The following is an 18637-nucleotide window of genomic DNA, read 5'->3' on the forward strand; positions in this document are numbered from 1 at the left end:
AGACACGCTATTTCAAGCACTTAGCCGTCGTCGCAGAAGAGCCGCACCCTTCTGAATCTCCAGGCGCGCCCCGCTGCCGTTGGGGTGCTCAGCCAATATCACCATAAATGAGTTGGCATCTGAACACTCCGCCGACACCAGTGTCTTCGCTTCAAATCTGCGCACGTACTCGCCATGTTTCTATCTATGGGAACTCGCCCACAGCCGCCGAATCCACTCGTTGTCGGCAGGACACGGCTCGCTCTTGACAGGACTTCCTCCGGGAGCCGATTCGATAAGATGGAGGAGGGTCCATGCAAGGCCGTAACAATCGTCCGGCCCGAATGAGCCGACCAGCAGCGCGGCCTCCTCATCCGTCAGCGGCCGTTTGATGCGCTGCAGGTGTACCTGGTGCAGCGCGATTGTCTCCTCAGAAGCGCCAAAATCTGGGAGTGGCCCAAGCCGAACGAAGTCTTCCACCGCCTTGCGAACAGTCATACCTATCTCTCCATGAGTTCGGGAAGATCTCGCCTATAGAACTGCAATAGATCGCGGAGCCCTTGGTCGTACTTGGGGCCGACAATCTGGCGGACGTCGCGGATGTCACGAGCGAGCACATCACGGAACGACATTCCGGCCTCGGTTCGAGCCGTAACGCGACCGAGCGCGTCGTCGGGTCCACGGATGTGATGTGTGTGGCCGCGTTCACGTGCTCCTCGAAGCAGATCCGCGGGAGCGTGGCGCGCGCCATCTCGGGCGGAACCGCGACGCGGGCAGCCGCTGTGCGAACTCAGACGCGAGGAAGCGCACCTCGGCGTAGAGCAGGCCAAGGGGCGCGTTGCGCAGGATCGGACCGACGACCTGGACATGGTCGGTTTCCGTGCGACGAGCCGATTCATTCACGCAATTTGCCCACCGGCACGTGCTGGGGATCGATGAACGCGTCATGTCGCGCATAATGCAGAACCGCTGCGAGCCGCTCTTCAGCCGACGTATCGCGCCGAAGCTGGGCCTCGAGCCCGACGATGGCGTCCCTGACTTGCTCAAAACTCAAGATGTATTCGAGGTCTTCGACCCTCCGAGGACGATGCCGATCGAACGAAAGAATGACAACGGGTGTGTTCAAGGTGACACTCGTTCCGGATGGAACATATAGGTCGTCATCGGGCTCGTACTTTTCCCACTCCTGAAGAACTTCTTTTAGTAGAGGTGTCCCCATTCACTCATCCCTCCCTGTCCGTTTGGGTGAAGTGGATTTTGCCAGGGCGAGCCCGACGCGTGTTGCTCGATTGGAACCAACTGAAGCACACCAGGTCTACCGGGAACGTGATGCCATGTCCACCCCATGGGTGATCTTCCAAGAACGCGACCTGTTGGACTCAGGACCGTGCTCTCGAACTGTTGCCCGAGGGTTTGACGAAGCATTTGCGCGAGCTGTGGATCTGCCATCGCTTGAAGCATATTCTCATTCGCTGCGGCGAAGTGCGCAGGGTATCTGCCGACCCCGGCCTTCGGGATGGTGGTCTCGAACGCCACCGAGTACGCTCTCGGTGTTGCCGTTGCGGCTCCCGCCGCCGTCGACCCCTCCGCGAGCGCTCCCAGCCCTCTGCCCGCACCGAACACCGTCGCCGCGCCGAGGAGGATCGCCTTCACCCCCGCCGCGCCCGCCGCCCGATAGTCATCCCGATCGATGGCGAGCGCCGTGTCCGCCGCGCCGCGGCCGACGTGGTAGAGCGGGTTCACGGCATTGAGCGCGCCGACGAGGCCGTCTTCATCGTAGCCGTCCCACATCGCGCTGGCGAACTCGTAGCCGCTGTACATCCCGAGCGTCAGCGCGTTCAGCACGAGCATCCGCCCGATCCCTGCCCCGAGGTCGCGCGTCCCCTCCGCGGCGCCCAGCAAGGTCTGGCCGACGACGGTTCCTGGCCCGCCGGCGCCCGAGTGCTCCGGCGAGACGGTCACCGGCTGCGGCACGTACCCGGACGAGCTTCCGGTCGTGCCCACGTCGATAGGCGCCGTCGTGGCGCCGACCTCCACGGCCTCGCGCGGCCCCTCTTCAGGCTGGTTTGCTTTCGGCGGCGAGTAGAAGATCTCTACGGCGTAGTGTTCCGGGCGCACCACCGAGTCGACCGGCAAGATCGGCGCCTCCACCGGCTCTTCCTGGAACCCGCTCGGATCCACGTGATTGAGCGGGCTGTTGCGCACGTAGCTGTACGGATTCCAGCTCTGCCCGGAGGACGGAATCGAAACGATCGGGTCCGTCGTCAAGAACCGCCCGATCCTTGGATCGTAGATCCTGCCCTTCATGTTCACGAGCCCGAGCTCGTCGTCGCTCTCGTGCCCGGTGAACCCCTGCGTCGTCTCGCTCGGGAACGACGCCGGCGGGCGCTCCCCCCACACGGGGCTCCTGCGCTGGCCGAACGGGTCGTAGCTCCGCCGCTCGATCACGTCGCCGTCCTCGTCGGTGAGCGCATCGATCGAGCCGAGGTGATCGACATGCACATAGCGCGTGCCGTCGTCCGAGCCTCCCCGGGTCACGATCGCCACCACGCGCTCCGGCGAGTGGACGTGGTACCGGTGCTCCACGGCGCCTGACGCCACCTCGGTGACCCGCTCGGACAGATCGCCGAAGTAGAGCGTCTCCTTTTCCGCCGTGGTCTTGCGGATCCGCTGCTGGTCGCCGTCGTAGCCGAACGTGATGGTGCTCGCGCGCTGCGTGATGCGCTCCGGCAGATCGAACGGAGTATAGCGCACCGTCGTGCCACCTGGGCACGCGATCTGCGCGATCTGATTGCCGACGGCGTCGGCTGATGGACCGCTGCATGTGAGCCCGATGCGACCAGACAGGCAATGCATCAGTCGAATTTGACGCGCTTGTATGGGGCGCCAATGGCGCCAGCCGGTGTCCTTACCAGCATCGGCTGCTTTGTAAATGGATTGGTTATCGTACGTTCGTAAAATGTGAGCATCTGCCCAAACAATTGCTCACCTCTGAGCCAATCGATCAGCCACGCATGGAAGCTCCAGGGTGTCTCAGTGAGGCCGCTTTCGTCCAATGTGAGCACGGCGCCTGTCTCCTCGTCGATGCAAGACCAAATGGAGTCGCCCCAGTCGCACAAAGCGAGTACCTTTTCTGGCAATCCGGCGCGCTCCGGGCCACTCCACAGAACGTACCGAAGCTCCACGATAGACCGACCATTGTCATCCAAACGTCCGCCGGGAAGACCAATGAGACCATCACCAGGACCGAAGCCACCGTTACCGACGTCCATCAGCACCCGCCTGTGGAGTGGATGCAGCGGGAAGCCCAGCACGGACTCAGCCTGGGCCACGGCGTATGGCGCAGCTGGGGGCGCTAGCTCAGGACAGTCCCGGTCCGCGTAGTCCGTGCGCGTCCTCACGTCCTTGGCGCGCTGTTTCAAGGCGTGGATAATCCCGTCTTGGCTCATCAGTCTTTCGATTCGTCTTCTGATGTTTTCCTCGGCGTGTTCGAGGCCTGGACCACTCGCTATGCAGCCGCGCGCTCGCGAACCAGGTCGAACGCAACGCGTCACATCAATGACTCCGCTGGTGTCAATACACCCAATCCTGTTCCCATTCAATTGCGCCAGCGATCTCTCCTTCGCTGCAAAACGCCTCATCGCCTCCCGAGCAACGAGAATCGAAACACTGCTATTTGCTGAAAACTCAGACCATTCGCCTGCGAAACAAAGGCAATATCATCGCCGATATCCGTCTCGCCTGGCTTGTGAATTGCGGAGGATTCTTGTCGCCCCTTACATAGCCCAATATACTTCTTTCGCGACCGAGGCCAGTTGCGAGCGAGTCTCCTGACTCGGACAGCTCCACGGCCAGAAGCGTTGGATCGGCCTTCACAAACTCGGCATGAAGCTCGTCAAGGAGAGCATCTAATTCTATAATTGACAACAGATGTCGTTTTTTCCACTCTACCGAACATGTTTCTTGCTCCTGTCAATCCGTAACCTGTCACCGCACCGTTCTGAACGAACGGAGTTCTCGGCGGCAGTGCCCTTTGACGCCACGGTGCCTCGGTGCTCATCTGTGTACGCCGAATCGAAAACGTGGACTCGTGACTACCGCTGAATGTACCCAGGTCTCCAAGCCTCGGCCAGAAGGCCATCAATATCCCCATCTATGAGCCGTCGCCACAGTTCCAAGGCACGCGTCTTGTTCACGGGCATCATGTGCCGTTCGCCACCTTCTCTAAGGTGCTCGAAGACGAGTCGACCATCTCGATGAGCTGACATGCACCATCCAGAAGCGTCATGAATGACGGACACGTCGCCGTGCTCGCGGTCAACGGAGGCAAGCTCGTCGTAAAGATCGGAGAGGCTGTCCAGAGGCGGATTCTCTTCGCCCGAACCATCTGTATGAACAATGCTGAACATTTGGGGAACCTCTTAATTGGGGGGAGCGCCTGCGGGAATAGCCCATTGCGTGTAGCCTCCGCCACCATTAGGCAGCGGATGGAGAAGGCGCCAGAAGGGTGAGCTGGGCGTGTGCTGCGCTTTCGGTACGAGTTGCAGAATACCAGTTCGCCCGCCTGCTTGCTCGATCGTCGCGTGTTGCCAAACCCAATCCGCAGGAGGCCGCCCCCATCCGGCAGGGGCCGGAACTAGCTCTGCCAGTGCTGGATTGACTCCCCGATCCGCAATAAGGGACTCGTTGGCGAGCTGGAAATGTCTGGCCCGGCTAAGGCCAAATTCCGCTGGAGAAAGCTGGGCCTCGAACGCCACCGAGTACGCTCTCGGCATTGCCGTCGCGGTGCCCGCCGCAGCCGACCCCTCCGCGGCCACGCCCAGCCCCCTTCCCATCCCGAAGACGGTGGCCGCAGCGAGCACCATCGTCTTGGTCCCCGCCGCGCCCGCTGTCCGATAGTCATCCCGATCGATGGCGAGCGCCGTGTCCGCCGCGCCGCGGCCGATGTGGTAGAGCGGGTTGACGGCATTGAGCGCGCCGGCGAGGCCGTCTTCGTCGTAGCCGTCCCACATCGCGCTGGCGAACTCGTAGCCGCTGTACATCCCGAGCGTCAGCGCGTTCAGCACGAGCATCCGCCCGATCCCTGCCCCGAGGTCGCGCGTCCCCTCCGCGGCGCCCAGCAAGGTCTGGCCGACGACGGTTCCTGGCCCGCCGGCGCCCGAGTGCTCCGGCGAGACGGTCACCGGCTGCGGCACGTACCCGGACGAGCTTCCGGTCGTGCCCACGTCGATAGGCGCCGTCGTGGCGCCGACCTCCACGGCCTCGCGCGGCCCTTCTTCAGGCTGGTTTGCTTTCGGCGGCGAGTAGAAGATCTCTACGGCGTAGTGTTCCGGGCGCACCACCGAGTAGACCGGCAGGATCGGCTCCTCCACCGGCTCTTCCTGGAACCCGCTCGGATCCACGTGATTGAGCGGGCTGTTGCGCACATAGCTGTACGGATTCCAGCTCTGCCCGAAGGACGGGATCGAAACGATCGGGTCCGTCGTCAAGAACCGCCCGATCCTGGGATCGTAGATCCTGCCCTTCATGTTGACGAGCCCGAGCTCGTCGTCGCTCTCGTGCCCGGTGAACCCCTGCGTCGTCTCGCTCGGGAACGACGCAGGCGGGCGCTCCCCCCACACGGGGTTCCTGCGCTGCCCGAACGGGTCGTAGCTCCGTCGCTCGATCACGTCGCCGTCCTCGTCGGTGAGCGCATCGATCGAGCCGAGGTGATCGACATGCACGTATCGCGTGCCGTCGTCCGAGCCTCCCCGGGTCACGATCGCCACCACGCGCTCCGGCGAGTGGACGTGGTACCGATGCTCCACGGCGCCCGATGCCGCCTGGGTGACCCGCTCGTACAGATCGCCGAAGTAGAGCGTCTCCTTTGCCGGGGTGGTCTTGCGGATCCGCTGCTGGTCGCCGTCGTAGCCGAACGTGACGGTGCTCGCGCCCTGCGTGATCTGCTCCGGCAGGTCGAACGGCGTATAACGCACCGTCGTGCCGCCGGGCCGCGCCGTCTGATTGCCGACAGCGTCATGCGCGAAGCTGTCCGTACCCGCGCCGGTGATCGCATGCGGGTGCAGCGGGTCGGCATACGAGAGGTCACCGACGTCCGACTTGAAGGTGAGATTGCCGTTCGGGTGGTAGTCGTAGCGGAGCGCGCAGGGCGCCGACGCGCTCTCGAAATCGCCGAAGTACGCGCAGGTCAGCCGATGGATCGGGTCGTACCGGAAGCGCTCCGTCGTGTTCTCGGGCTGGAGCGCGTCGGTGCGGCGCGTGAGATTCAGGAGGTCGTCGAACCCGTAGTCCAGGTCCTGCACCTCACCCGCGCCGCTCTGCGTCGCCATGTGCCTCAGGCGCTGCTTGTCGGCGAAGTAGCTCCGCTCCGTGACGGCGCCGTTTCCGAACACCTCCTCCCGGATGCGCCCCGCGTCGTCCACGTCCGTCAAGCGCCAGTAGGCGAGGTTCGTTCCGCTGTCGCGCACGGCGAGCACATGGCCGTGCGCGTCGCGATCGTGGGCCACGACGAACGGCGCCGCGCCAGCTGGCGCCGGGTACGTGACCGTCTCGACGCGACCGAGGTCGTCATAGCCGAGCCTGGCCTCCAGGGGAGAGCGCTCGCCGTCGATGCGGAGCGCGATCGTGTCGAGCTGGCCACGGCCCGTGTACCCGTACGTCTTCTCTCCATCCGGGCTCGCAAGCGAGTGGAGCTTGCCGACGCCGTGCGCCGCGGTGTCCCATGTCCACGTGGTCGTCAAGCTCTCCGTGCCGTCCTGGTCCACGCGTGAGCGGGGTCGACCGAGCGCGTCGTACGCCCACGTGACCTTTCGCTCGAGCGCATCGGTCGACGAAATCAGCTCGCCGAACCCGTCATGGATCGAGACCGTCGTGCCCCGATCGGGATCGTCGAGCTGACGGACGCGGCCGAACGCGTCGCGCGTCGTGCGCGTCACCGCCTCGCCCGGATCGGTGACCGTGTGCAGCAATCCGAAGGGACCGTACGCGTAACGGGTGATCCCGTCGGCGGCGTCGGTGATTGTCTTGATGCGCCCCAGCGGGTCCTGCTCGGTCACCGTCACATGATCGAGCGGGTCGGTGACGCGCACCTGCAGGCCATCGTACGCCGTCGTCGTGACCGCGTTCCACGGCGTCGTATGGCGCACTTCGCGGCCCGCCGCGTCGTACTCGTAGCGATCGTACAGGATCGCGCTCTCGGGCGAGTCCTCCCTGACCGGCACCGAGCGCCGCGCGATGTGCTCGCCCAGCGCGTCGTACCCGATCTCCTGCATGATGCGCTTCGCGCCGCCCGAGCCCTCCGACGGCTCCGGTTCGGACCCGTATCCCAGCCATCGGATCGGGCGGCCGAGGCTGTCGAACTCCACCGTATCGTCGGCACCGCCGGTCGTGATGCTCTGCTGCCTCACCCGCCACGCATCCTGCTCCGGCCCCCCCTCCTTGCTGCGAGCGAGGGTGACGGTCGTCGTCGTGCCGTCCGGGCGCCTCTCGATGCCGGGCCGCCCGAAGCCGTCGTGCGCCCACGTCGTCACGAGCTGATTCGGATCGACCCGCTTGAGGAGCACGCCGAGCGCGTCGTCGAACTCCACGAGCGTGGCGTGCCCGGCCGCGTTCACGTACTTCTCGGGGAACATGCCCTCCTCGTCGAAGTCCGTCCTGGAGGTCCGCTTGTGCCCGAAGGCGTCCTCCGCCGTGACGCCGGTGATGTTCCCGAAGTCGTCGCGCGCGTAGGTGAGCTTCAGCTTCGTGTCCGGCAGGCCGCCGTCGCTCTCGGTGGCCTCGGTCTCCACCTCCCCGTGGATCGTTGTCGTTCGCGTGAGGGTCCTGCACTGCGACATCCCCGCCGCCGCGCTGCACTCCTTCTGCGTCTCGAGCTGGCCGAGGACCCAGCGCTCCGTGTCGTTCTTGAACGACCGCGTGATCTCGAGCGTCAGGTCGACGCCCTCCGTCGACACCTCCTCGGCGCGCACGTTACCGAACGTGTCGAAGTCCGTCACCTTCGATACCGAGTCGCGCAGCAGCGTCGCGCCATCGCCGCCGCGCTCGATCTCCCGCACGTACGCCTCGATCGCGGTCGCGTCCCCGCTCGGGGGCGGATAGACCCCTTGCGCTCGCCTCACCCGGCGCTCGGTGGGCAGCGTGAAGTACGTGGCGCCGTCGTTGGTCGGCACGAGCGTCCGCGTCACGTCGCGGAACGAGAGCTCGATCAACTCCGGTCTGGGCTGGCCGGGCAGCCCCGGAGCGCCGTGCCACGTCCGCTGGACGCTCCCCGCGAAGGGAAAGACCTGGAGCTCGTCGTCGAAGGTGCCGTGGTCGTAGACGTCGATCGTCACGGCACCCGTGTCCAGGTCGGTGACGATCCGCTCGCCGAACCCGAGAAAGCCGCGACCCAGCCGGTGGTAGCGCCCGTCGCGGTAGCCGACCTCGAAGCGCCTTGCTCGATCCGCGCCGTTGTTGAGCGCGTACGCGCTGACCACCCGGCGAGGGCCCACGACGCAGCGCCGCGGATAGCCGCAGTCGTCCGCCGCGCCGGACCGCGCGACGTAGAGCGCGCTCCTCCGGTCCGGATCCTCTTCCGCGCCTCCGCTCGTGACCGGCGCATCGGTCAGGTGGCCGTACGAGATGCTCACGTTGGGCACGAAGCCCGGTTCGGTCGGCTCGTGCGCGTTCATCCCGTCGGAGACCGCGACCAGGAGATCCTGGTCGGCCGAGAGGTTCTGGAAGACGTTGAACACGCGGCCGAGCGACAGGATCACGTCCTGGGCCCCGTCCCCGTTGAGATCGCCGGTGCGCGGCCCGCGCGGATCGGCGAGCGTGATCGCGTCACCGAGCTTGGCCTCGAAAGGAACCCCTGCGTCGACGAGCTTGAACGGCGGCCCCGCCAGGTCGCCCGTCGCTTGCAGGACGGCCCAGGAGGGGAGGACATCGGAGCCACCCAGCAGCATGCCTGGTGGGACGGGCATGAGCAGATCCTGCCGTCCATCGCCGTTGAAGTCGAGCGGCACCGCGAGGCGGAAAAGCGCGTCCTGATCCGGGATACCCAGCAGATCGCCGAAGCTGAACGCGTTGACGGTCCGGAAGGGCGACATCACGAACGTCGACCCCGTGTTGAGGTAGGTGTAGAGCTCACGACTACTGAAGCCGGATTCGACGGCATCGGGCAGGCCGTCGCCGTTGACGTCGAGAAAGACGACGCGGCCCCCGGGCCGCACGACAGGGAGCTTGGTGTCGACGACCTCCCAGCGTCCTTCGCCCCGGCGCATGATGGCCTCGTAGCTTTCTCCGATGAGGACCGCCCCGGCACCAAACGCCTTCACGGAGGGCACGATGAGATCGATCTTGCTGTCGGCGTCGATGTCGAGCGTGTGGAGCTCCATCGCGCAGGGAGTGCCGGTGAGCAGCTCGATCGACTCGCCCGTGGGGCCGAACCCCGCGGGCGTCGCGCCGCGCGCGGGCCTCCAGAGGTGGACGGTCCACACCGCGGAGAGCGGGTCCGGTACCAGCTCCTCGGCGTGGTCCTGGCACTGGATCAGATCCGGCACCGCGTCGCCGTCGAGATCGGCGAGGTGCACCGAGGCGCCGGGGCGTCTCAGGCTCGGCGGCGCAGGCGTGACCCCGAGCGGGAACGGCCGGCGGATGCCCGTGTCATGCAGCGCGAAGGTCCGGTCCGGCTGGGACAGGAGCACGTGCGATGTGGTCCTGGTGTCGAAGACGTCGTGGAGAAAGACGTCCATCTGCCCATCGTCGTTGTAATCGAGCACCGTCCCGAGCTCGGGCTGAAGAAGGGCCGGGTCGGACGGTCCATCCGGATCGGCGACGAACAGCCAATCCTGGAGGAAGGCGAGCTCCGGCGCCGCGAGAAAGGACGGCGACGCACGGGGCCCGAGGTTGCGCGCCACCTGCCACGCGGTGATCGGATGCGACGGCGTGCTGGACCCCGCGACGATGTCCGGAATCACGAGATCGTCGAGGCCGTCGGCGTCGATGTCGAACACCATCGGGCTCGTCTTCTCGGAGACCGGCTTGTCGATGTCCGTCGTGAGCCGCTCGAATCCGGGTTTTCCGCGGCTGTACTGAAACCGTGTCGGAGGCTTGCAGCCCCCGTCGCTCGCGCACTCCTCGACCTGGGTCAGGAGCGTCCGGCTGGTCGTCGGGCTCAGCTCGTAGCGAAAACCGTAGCTCCGGACCAGCGCGTCGCCCGGACCGAGCATCTGGATCTCCTCCAGGCGAAGCGAGCGCTGGAGCGCCATGCCGCCCGAGTAGCCCGTGCGAACCGCGGCCGAGTCCTTGGTCCCGTACACGAAGCGCACCGCCCGGGAAGGCTCGAGCGACGGCGTGCCCTCGAAGCTCGTGTAGCGGATCTCGTCGATCGCGTACTCGGCGGCATGACCGTCCGCGGCCTCGGCGAGGCAGTACGCGTACGACATGGCGTTGCCGCGGCCGTCACGGGCCTCGTTCGCGAGCCACGCGCGTGGGACGCCGCCCCGCGCGAGCGGCTTGCTGCCCTCGGCGCGCCCGTACTCGACGACGCGGCCGGTGGGCAGATAGGCCTCGAAGAAGAGCGCCTCGGCGGGCGCGCCGCCTTCCGGAGCGTAGTGACCGACCACCTTCACGAACGTATCCGGAAACGTCCGGTACTCGATGGTTCCCGGCCCCTCTCCCACGGGGACGAGGCGCTGGCCGTCGAGGCAGAGCGCGTCGTCGCCGTCGTACCGCACGCCGCGGATCTCCCCATCTTGCGCGAGGCTCTTCGGACATCGCGTGATCGCGGAGAGCCCGGTGATGGAGAAGCCGTTGCCGAGCACGCCGTCGCCGCCGTCGCTGCGATAGACGATCTGGAGCCCAGGACCCATGCCCGCGCGCGACGGCGGGGAGGCCAGGTCCATGGTGTACACGGCCTCTCCGGTGCTCGTGATGGAAAACGCCCCGGGGACGGTGCCGGCGGCGACGGTCTCGACCTCCGGCGCGGGGCGGGCCGTGGCAGGGCTGTGCGCACGCGGTGTCCGGCAGGCGACGAGGCCAGGTGGCTCCGGAAGCGGCTCGCCGAAGGTGCACTGGCACCCGCCCGACGCGAGCACGCAAGCGAGAAACATCCAGAGCGGGATCAACGCCCTGCGCGACCAACGCGGAACTGGCGACATCGCAGCCTCCCCGGCGAACAGCAGTGCCACGGCGCTGCATCGCGCGTCAAGCGCTGCGCTCATGCCGAACCGCGCCATCCATGCTGAGGTCGAGGGATTCGTGACTGCATCCGTGCCGATTCGGTGTGCGCGCGGCGGGCGACACAGCTGCCCTCGCCGAGGTTCGAGTGGCCGTCCGTGATGAAACCGCGGCGAGGAGAGAGCGAGCCGGGTATGAGAGCGCTCGGCTCGGGCGGCGTGCGCAGCGCCTCGACGACCATGAGCGCGGAGTTCGGCTGAGCCTGGTACAGCTCGATCTTGAATGGATTGAGCCGGTACGGGAGGACAGCGCGCACGACGGCGTGATCGGGAGGCTCCACGCCGGCCCAGGCGCGGCGAGGGGAGCATGGGCGCGGGCCGCCGTGGTGGTGACTGAGGCGGCTGCGCCCATGGCCCTGATTGAAGCGCCCGCGGTGCTCCATCAGGAGCCGGAGCTCACGCCGCCGGGAACGGCTGCTTGACGGCTGCCCACGAGGGACTGGACGGCGGGGGGAGGTGCCGTGTAGAAGGGGGGACGGCAGACCGGTTGCGAGAGGGGGAGTGACACGAAGATCCCTGGAGGCGCTCGCAACGCTGGCAGGTGTTTGAAATGACAGACGAAGTCGTGAACGACCTGGGTGTGCGTAGCGCCTCCGGTGCCCGGAGCGAGGAATGGATCGGGCCCCTCTCGCAGACCGGGTCGCAAGCTGCGCGAAATGTCTCGTAGTCTTCGTGACAACTCTCCACCGCTGAAAGGCGGCGGCCCCATTGAAGCGTGTCGTGGCCGGCCTGGTGGTGCAGGATCGACATCCTCTCCGCCGCTGAAAGGCGGCGGCCCCATTGAAGCCCTCACAGGCAATGCGGTGAGAATCAGACACGCTCTCCTCTCCGCCGCTGAAAGGCGGCGGCCCCATTGAAGCAGCGCATTGTCCACACGCGTCTTCGTTCACTCCACCCTTCTCCGCCGCTGAAACGCGGCGGCCCCATCGAAGTGGCGCCCGCTCGTCATCGACGTCGAGCCAGATGACAAAAACTACCAGGGCTCCCGGTCGTTCACACTCTCGAGCACAATCCCGGGGGGTCTCGAGCACAGTCCGGAGGGGTCTCGAGCACATCCCCTGGGGTCTCGAGTACAGTCCGGAGGGGTCTCGAGTACAGTCCGGAGGGGTCTCGAGCACATCCCCTGGGGTCTCGAGTACAGTCTGAAGCGGGCTCCGCCGCGGTCCGACCGCCCGTGACGGCAGGTCGGACCGCTCGTCAACCCCACCAGACCCTCGGGGCCTCCACACGGGACCGCCCACATCGCAGTCGAGCTCGCCGCGGTCGTCTGGCGCCTGACCCGCCGGCAACTCCAGCGCCCGCACCCACGCGGTGCCAGGCCGCCCGCCCCTCGCCGCGCGTCGCGGCACAGCCGTCGAGCGCACGGCCGCTATGAGGCGGGCTGCTCGGCACGGCGCGCTCGCCCGATCGCGCTCGCCGCCGCCGCGAGAACGAGGGCAAGCAACGCGTCGAGCTCGCTCGGCAGGCCAGCTTCTCGAACGCCTCGGCCCCTCGCCGGCATCGAAGGGGAACCTGCCGCGATGCTGTGGGCTGTCCTGAGCGTGTTCGTCGGAGCGCTGCTGGCGCCGGCCCTCTACCGCGGGCTCGGGCGCCCGGCCGGCTGGCTCTTCGCGGCGCTCCCGCTCGCGGTGCTCGTGGTCGCGGCGCGGCTCGCCCCGAGGCCCTTCGCCGAGGGGGAGGCCCATCACGCGTCGCTGCCGTGGATCCCGTCGCTCGGCGTGGAGCTCGCGGTGAGGCTGGACGGGCTCTCGCTCGTGTTCCTCGGGCTCATCTGCGGCATCGGGGCGCTGATCCTCGTGTACGCGAGCGAATACCTGCGCTCGCACCCGCGGCTCGGACGGTTTTACGCCTACCTGCTCCTGTTCACGGGATCCATGGCGGGCCTCGTGCTCGCCGACGACGTCATCTTCCTCTTCGTGTGCTGGGAGCTCACGAGCGTGAGCTCGTATCTGCTCATCGGGTGGGACCACGAGCGGCCGGAGGCGCGCAAAGCCGCCTTGACGGCCCTCCTCGTGACGGACGGCGGCGGGCTCGCCCTGCTCGCGGGCCTCGTCCTCCTCGTCGTGGTCACGGGAGAGACGCAGATCTCGCGGTTCTCGGGAGACGTCGTCCGCGAAGGCCCCCTCTACCTGCCGATCCTGCTCCTCGTCCTCGCAGGGGCCTTCACGAAATCAGCGCAGGTGCCCTTTCATTTCTGGCTCCCTCGGGCGATGGAGGCGCCCACGCCGGTCAGCGCCTACCTGCATTCGGCCACGATGGTGAAGGCCGGCGTCTATCTGCTCGCGCGCCTGCATCCCACGCTGGGCGCGACGCGCGAATGGCACCTCATCGTGACGGGCTTCGGCGCCGCGACGATGGTGGCGGGCGCGGCGCTCGCGGTCACGCAGAAGGACCTCAAGCGGATCCTCGCCTATTCGACCGTGAGCGTGCTCGGCCTCCTCACGATGCTCCTCGGCATCGGGACCCGGGCGGCCGTCTCCGCGGCGGTGGTCTATCTGGTCGCGCATTCGCTGTACAAGGGCGCGCTCTTCATGACCGCGGGGACCCTGGACCACGAGACAGGGACCCGCGACGTCACCCGTTTGCGGGGCCTCGCGCGGCGGATGCCGATCACCGCGACGGCGGCCGTGCTGGCGGCGATCTCGGGCGCGGGGGCGCCGCCCCTCCTCGGCTTCCTGTCGAAAGAGCTCTTCTACGAGGCCGTCCTGGCGCCGCCCTCGATGACGGCGCTCCTCGCCGGGGCCGCGGTCCTGTCGAGCGCCCTCCTGGTCGTGGTGAGCTTGATCGTCGCCCATCGCCCCTTCTTCGGGGGTCCCCCGGCGGCGCCCGTGCTCCCCCACGAAGCGCCGCTGTCCTTGTGGCTCGGGCCTGCCACGCTCGCGGCGGCGAGCCTCGTCCTCGGGGTGGCGCCGCGGCTCCTCGGCGACCTCCCGGGCGCGGCGGCGACCGCGATCCTCGGCCGGCCCGCGCCGCTCGAATTGCACCTGTGGCACGGCCTGACCCCCGTGCTCGGGCTCAGCGCCGCCACCCTCCTCGCCGGCCTCGGGCTCTTCCGCGCCCTCTCCGGCCGCGAAGGGCGCCTCCTCGACGCCGCCGCGCGCCTCGGGGCCTGGGGCCCTGCGCGCGTGTACGACGCTGCCTTCGCGGGGCTCCTCCGGTTCGCGGAGTGGCTGACCGGGCAGCTCCAGACAGGGCACTTGCGCCGCTATCTGCTCATCACGGCCCTGACGACGGTCGTGCTCGTCGGGACGCCGCTGCTCCGGAGCCTCCCTTTCACGATCCCGTCGCTCACGGTGGAGCTCCCGGAGCTCGTGCTCGCGGGCGTGATCCTCGCGTCCGCGGCCATGGCGACGCGCACGCAATCGCGCCTCGCCGTCGTCGCCGCGCTCGGCGCGATCGGCCTCTGCGTCATGCTCGTCTACGTGATCTTCAGCGCGCTCGATCTCGCGCTGACGCAGATCATGGTCGAGGTGCTGACGGTCGTCATCTTCGTCCTCGTCCTGCACCACCTGCCGCGCTTCGTGCCGCGATCCCCCGCGCGCGTGTGGATCCCGGACGCGATCGTCTCCGTGATCTTCGGGGCCACGGTGACCCTGTTGATCCTCATGTCGTCGACGCTCTCCCCGGAGCCGATCCTGCGCGAGTTCTTCGTGGCGAAGGGATACCCGGAGGCCCACGGGCGGGACATCGTCAACGTGATCCTCGTGGATTTCCGGGCGATGGACACGCTGGGCGAGTCCACGGTCCTCTGCGTGGCCGGGATCGGGGTCTATGCCCTGCTAGCGACCCGCACGCGGAAGGGGGCCTGAGCCCCATGCCCTCCGTCGTCCTGCGCGCCGCCACGCCGGTCTTGATGGTGCTCCTGATCATCGTCTCGATCTACGCGCTCCTCCGCGGTCACAACGAGCCCGGGGGCGGGTTCCTCGGCGGGCTCATCATCGCATCGGCGTTCTCGCTCCACATCCTCGCTCACGACGTCCCCTCGACGCGGAAGCTGCTCCGCGTCACGCCCCAGACGCTCATGGGGCTCGGGCTCTCGACGATCCTGCTCTCGGGCGTCATCGGGCTCGTGGACGGCGGATCCTTCCTGCAAGGCGTGTGGGCGACCGTCCCCGTGCCGGGGCTCGGCGACGTCGCGGTGGGGACGCCGGTGCTGTTCGACGTCGGCGTGTATGCCGCCGTGATGGGCATGGTGCTCATGATCCTCCTCATGGCCGCGGAGATGAGCGCATGACGGTCGTCCTCGCGATCGTCGTCGGCGGGCTCTATGCGTCGGGGCTGTTTCTCATGCTCCGGCGCAGCATCGTGAAGCTCGCCTTCGGGCTCGTGCTGCTCGGGCACGGGACGAACCTCCTCATCCTCACGGCGGCCGGCGTCGTCCGCGGCCGTCCCCCGCTGATCCCCAAGGGGGAAGGGGCCTTCCACGCGCCGCCGGCCGATCCGGTGGCCCAGGCGCTGATCCTGACGGCGATCGTCATCAGCTTCGCGGTCGTCGCGTTCGCCGTCGTCCTCCTTCATCGCGTTCATCGGACGATGGGCAGCGACGACATCGACTCTCTCGAATCGACCCGCCCATGAAGGTGCTCCTCGTCCTGCCCGTCCTCGTCCCCCTGGCCACGGCGGCCCTCTCGCTCCTCTCCTTCCGGCGCGTGGGGAGGCAGCGCGCGCTCGGGCTCGTCGGGAGCGTCCTTCAGCTCGCCGTCGGGTTCGCCTTGCTCCGCGCCGTGCACCGGGGAGGCATTCAATCGACCCAGCTCGGGGGCTGGCCCGCGCCGTACGGCATCACCTTCGTGGTCGACCTCTTCTCCGCGCTGATGGTCCTGCTCTCGGGCGTCATCGCGGTCGTCACGTCGATCTACTCCCTGTCGGACATCGACCGCGGGCGGCGGGCGCACGGGTTCTACCCGCTCATGCACGCGCTCCTCATGGGGACGAACGGGGTCTTCGTCACCGGCGACCTCTTCAATCTGTACGTCTGGTTCGAGGTGACGCTGATCGCGTCCTTCGTCCTCCTGGTGCTCGGCAACGAGCGGCCGCAGATGCAGGGCGCGATCAAGTACGTCGCGATGAACCTGATCTCGAGCGCCCTCTTCCTCACCGGCCTCGGCATCCTCTACGGGTCCGTCCACGCCCTCAACATGGCCGACCTCTCGCTCAAGCTGCCGAGCCTCGCGCCGGCGATCCGGTTCACCCTCGCGATGATCTTCCTCGTCGCGTTCGGCATCAAGGCCGCTGTCTTTCCCCTCTTCTTCTGGCTGCCGGACTCGTATCACACGCCCCCCGTGACGGTCACCGCGCTGTTCGCGGGGCTCTTGACGAAGGTGGGCGTCTACGCCCTCGTGCGCAGCTTCACCCTCCTTTTCGTGGACGACCGGGAAGCCACCCACGCGCTCCTCCTCGGGATCGCGGCCTTCACCATGGCCGTCGGCGTGCTCGGCGCGGTGTCCCACCGGGAAGTCCGGCGGATCCTCGCGTTTCACAGCGTGAGCCAGGTCGGTTACATGGTCATGGGCCTCGGCCTGTTCACGCTGTCGTCCCTCTCGGGGACGATCTTCTTCGTCTTGCACCACGCGATCATCAAGTCGAACCTCTTCCTCATCAGCGGGATCATGCAATCCGGGGGGAAAGACGCCCGCCTCGACCTCCAGGGCGGGCTCCTCGCGCGGAGCCCCGGGCTCTCCGCCTGCTTCCTCGTCACGGCCCTCTCCCTCGCCGGCATGCCGCCCCTGTCAGGCTTCTGGGCCAAGCTCATCCTGGTGCGGTCGGGGCTCGAGGTCGGCTCGCGAGGGGCCGCGGCCGTCGTCGCCACGAGCCTCGCCGTCGGCCTCGTCACCCTCATTTCGATGACGAAGATATGGAACGAGGCCTTCTGGAAGCCCGCGCCCGCCGAGGCCGAGTTCTCCCCGCGCGAGGGCGGGACGCGGCGTCGCGCGCTCCTGTACGTGCCGGTCGTCCTCTTGACCGCGCTGGGCGTCACGCTCGGAATGGCGCCCGAGCCGCTCCTCGCCGTCGTCCGGCGGGCCGCCGCGCAGCTCGCCGATCCGACCGACTACGTGCGCGCCGTACTGGGGGAGGGTCGCCCATGAGAGCCCTCGTTCTCAATCTGTTCCTGGCCATCGTCTGGGTGGGCCTGACCGGCCGCGCCACCGCAGGGGGCCTCATCCTCGGCTTCCTCGTCGGGTACCTCCTGCTCCTCTGGCTCCGGCGCCTGATCGGCCCCACGACCTATTTCGAGAAGCTGCCAGGGGTGCTGTCGTTCATGCTCTTCTATGCGAAAGAGATGGTGCGGGCGAACCTCAGGGTCGCCCGCGACGTCATTTCGATCCGGCGAAAGAGCCGCCCTGGCATCGTCGCGGTCCCCCTGGATCTGACGACCGATCTCGAGATCACCGTGCTGACGATCCTCCTCGCCCTGACGCCCGGCACCTTTGGCCTCGACGTCTCGGGCGACCGCACGGTCCTCTTCGTCCATGCGATGTTCGTGGACAGCGCCGACGCGCTGCGCGCGACCATCAAGAGCGACCTCGAGCGCCGCGTGAAGGAGCTCTTCCGATGACCCCGCTCCTGCTCGTCGCGATCGCCGTCGTCACGGTGGCGTTCGTCGTCGCGTTCATCCGCCTCCTGCTCGGGCCGAGCCTCCCCGACCGCGTGGTCGCCATGGACCTCATGGCGACGGTCGGCAGCGGGGGCATCGCCCTCTACGCGATGGTGACCGACCACGGCGTCCTCCTCGATGCGGTGATGGTGCTGTCGCTCATCTTCTTCCTCGGCACCATCGCGTTCGCGCACTACCTCGAGCGGCGGGGGGAGGCGTCGTGATCCTCGAACTCGTCGAGGGCGCGCTCCTCGTCGTCGGATGCATCTTCATGCTGCTCGCGGCCGTGGGCATCCTGCGCATGCCGGATCTGTTCACGCGCCTCCAGGTGACATCGAAGGCCTCGGTGTTCGGGATGACATGCATCATCTCGGCCTCTGCCCTTCATTTCTACGACCCGGCCGTCACCACCCGGGCCATCGTCATCATCGCGTTCGTTGCGCTGACGATGCCCGTGGCGACGCACTTGCTCGCTCGCGCCGGTTACACGACCAACACGCCCCTCTCGCCGGAGACCGTGGTGAACGAGCTCGCGGCGCATTACGATCCGACGACCCACACCCTCGCCGGCACAGAGCCGAGGACCCGCGCGTTCGAGCTCGCGCCCGGGGCCGCCGTCGTCGGCAAGCGTATCGCCGAGCTCGGCCTGCCCGCCGGCGTGCTCATTCGCGCGATTCACCGCGAGGGCGGGACGGTCGTGCCCCGAGGCCAGACGATCCTCGAGGCCGGCGACAGGCTCGAAGTGCTCGTGGAGCCGGCAGAGCTCGGCCGCGTGCGCGAGATCTTCGAGGCCTAGCACTCCAAGCCGCATCTCGACACCCCCGGCGCTCGGCGGGCCGGCGTGTTT

Annotated in this window: 11 protein-coding genes and 1 pseudogene; 7 read left to right on the forward strand and 5 right to left on the reverse strand. The window is 67.5% G+C overall.

Features of this window, described 5'->3' with window-relative positions; genetic code table 11:
- Positions 1 to 874: 874 nt before the first annotated feature.
- The 5 genes and pseudogenes from ACSRUE_RS38700 to ACSRUE_RS38720 all read right to left on the reverse strand — a co-directional run bounded on the left by ACSRUE_RS38700 (position 875) and on the right by ACSRUE_RS38720 (position 11117).
- Positions 875 to 1198: a DUF7716 domain-containing protein gene (locus tag ACSRUE_RS38700; RefSeq protein ID WP_441287951.1), complete on the reverse strand. Its 324-nt coding sequence runs from the start codon at positions 1196 to 1198 to the stop codon at positions 875 to 877.
- Positions 1180 to 2784: pseudogene (locus ACSRUE_RS38705) on the reverse strand (RHS repeat-associated core domain-containing protein); the annotation flags it as partial. The pseudogene ACSRUE_RS38705 and the gene ACSRUE_RS38700, both read right to left, overlap by 19 nt.
- Positions 2785 to 2834: 50 nt before the next feature.
- Positions 2835 to 3428, reverse strand: coding sequence for an SMI1/KNR4 family protein (locus tag ACSRUE_RS38710; protein WP_441287952.1), 594 nt, complete (start codon positions 3426 to 3428; stop codon positions 2835 to 2837).
- A gap of 645 nt (positions 3429 to 4073) precedes the next feature.
- Positions 4074 to 4388, reverse strand: a complete 315-nt coding sequence (locus ACSRUE_RS38715; RefSeq protein WP_441287953.1) for a hypothetical protein — start codon at positions 4386 to 4388, stop codon at positions 4074 to 4076.
- A 12-nt stretch (positions 4389 to 4400) separates the two neighbouring features.
- On the reverse strand, positions 4401 to 11117 hold the full coding sequence (locus ACSRUE_RS38720; protein ID WP_441293178.1) for an RHS repeat-associated core domain-containing protein: 6717 nt from the start codon (positions 11115 to 11117) through the stop codon (positions 4401 to 4403).
- 1598 nt (positions 11118 to 12715) lie between these two features.
- On the opposite strand from ACSRUE_RS38720, the gene ACSRUE_RS38725 reads away from it, so the two are divergent.
- From ACSRUE_RS38725 to mnhG, 7 genes are read left to right on the forward strand one after another with little or no spacing between them, the layout of a single operon-like run.
- Positions 12716 to 15004 (forward strand): putative monovalent cation/H+ antiporter subunit A, encoded by a 2289-nt coding sequence (locus tag ACSRUE_RS38725; RefSeq protein WP_441287954.1) that lies wholly within the window; start codon positions 12716 to 12718, stop codon positions 15002 to 15004.
- Between the two features lie 5 nt (positions 15005 to 15009).
- Entirely contained in the window at positions 15010 to 15429 is a 420-nt protein-coding gene (locus tag ACSRUE_RS38730; protein WP_437769190.1) for a Na+/H+ antiporter subunit B, read from the forward strand.
- On the forward strand, positions 15426 to 15773 hold the full coding sequence (locus tag ACSRUE_RS38735; protein ID WP_012234570.1) for a Na+/H+ antiporter subunit C: 348 nt from the start codon (positions 15426 to 15428) through the stop codon (positions 15771 to 15773). Before ACSRUE_RS38730 ends, ACSRUE_RS38735 begins: the two co-directional genes overlap by 4 nt.
- Entirely contained in the window at positions 15770 to 17281 is a 1512-nt protein-coding gene (locus ACSRUE_RS38740) for a proton-conducting transporter transmembrane domain-containing protein (protein ID WP_441287955.1), read from the forward strand. The genes ACSRUE_RS38735 and ACSRUE_RS38740 overlap by 4 nt, the downstream gene beginning before the upstream one ends.
- A complete protein-coding gene (locus ACSRUE_RS38745; RefSeq protein ID WP_441287956.1) occupies positions 17278 to 17751 on the forward strand; it encodes a Na+/H+ antiporter subunit E in 474 nt (157 codons plus the stop codon). The genes ACSRUE_RS38740 and ACSRUE_RS38745 overlap by 4 nt, the downstream gene beginning before the upstream one ends.
- Entirely contained in the window at positions 17748 to 18014 is a 267-nt protein-coding gene (locus ACSRUE_RS38750) for a monovalent cation/H+ antiporter complex subunit F (RefSeq protein ID WP_441287957.1), read from the forward strand. The genes ACSRUE_RS38745 and ACSRUE_RS38750 overlap by 4 nt, the downstream gene beginning before the upstream one ends.
- Positions 18011 to 18586 (forward strand): monovalent cation/H(+) antiporter subunit G, encoded by a 576-nt coding sequence (gene mnhG / locus ACSRUE_RS38755; protein ID WP_441287958.1) that lies wholly within the window; start codon positions 18011 to 18013, stop codon positions 18584 to 18586. Before ACSRUE_RS38750 ends, mnhG begins: the two co-directional genes overlap by 4 nt.
- Positions 18587 to 18637: the final 51 nt, after the last annotated feature.

The organism is Sorangium sp. KYC3313 (assembly GCF_052075895.1).
GTDB lineage: Bacteria > Myxococcota_A > Polyangia > Polyangiales > Polyangiaceae > Sorangium > Sorangium cellulosum_B.

Excerpts from the sequence above, each read along its gene's own strand:
- ACSRUE_RS38745 (WP_441287956.1), top strand. The coding sequence starts at position 17,278 with ATGAGAGCCCTCGTTCTCAATCTGTTCCTGGCCATCGTCTGGGTGGGC.
- ACSRUE_RS38735 (WP_012234570.1), top strand. The coding sequence starts at position 15,426 with ATGACGGTCGTCCTCGCGATCGTCGTCGGCGGGCTCTATGCGTCGGGG.
- ACSRUE_RS38715 (WP_441287953.1), bottom strand. The coding sequence starts at position 4,388 with ATGTTCAGCATTGTTCATACAGATGGTTCGGGCGAAGAGAATCCGCCT.
- ACSRUE_RS38750 (WP_441287957.1), top strand. The coding sequence starts at position 17,748 with ATGACCCCGCTCCTGCTCGTCGCGATCGCCGTCGTCACGGTGGCGTTC.
- ACSRUE_RS38720 (WP_441293178.1), bottom strand. The coding sequence starts at position 11,117 with ATGTCGCCAGTTCCGCGTTGGTCGCGCAGGGCGTTGATCCCGCTCTGG.
- ACSRUE_RS38740 (WP_441287955.1), top strand. The coding sequence starts at position 15,770 with ATGAAGGTGCTCCTCGTCCTGCCCGTCCTCGTCCCCCTGGCCACGGCG.
- ACSRUE_RS38700 (WP_441287951.1), bottom strand. The coding sequence starts at position 1,198 with ATGGGGACACCTCTACTAAAAGAAGTTCTTCAGGAGTGGGAAAAGTAC.
- ACSRUE_RS38725 (WP_441287954.1), top strand. The coding sequence starts at position 12,716 with ATGCTGTGGGCTGTCCTGAGCGTGTTCGTCGGAGCGCTGCTGGCGCCG.
- ACSRUE_RS38710 (WP_441287952.1), bottom strand. The coding sequence starts at position 3,428 with ATGAGCCAAGACGGGATTATCCACGCCTTGAAACAGCGCGCCAAGGAC.
- ACSRUE_RS38730 (WP_437769190.1), top strand. The coding sequence starts at position 15,010 with ATGCCCTCCGTCGTCCTGCGCGCCGCCACGCCGGTCTTGATGGTGCTC.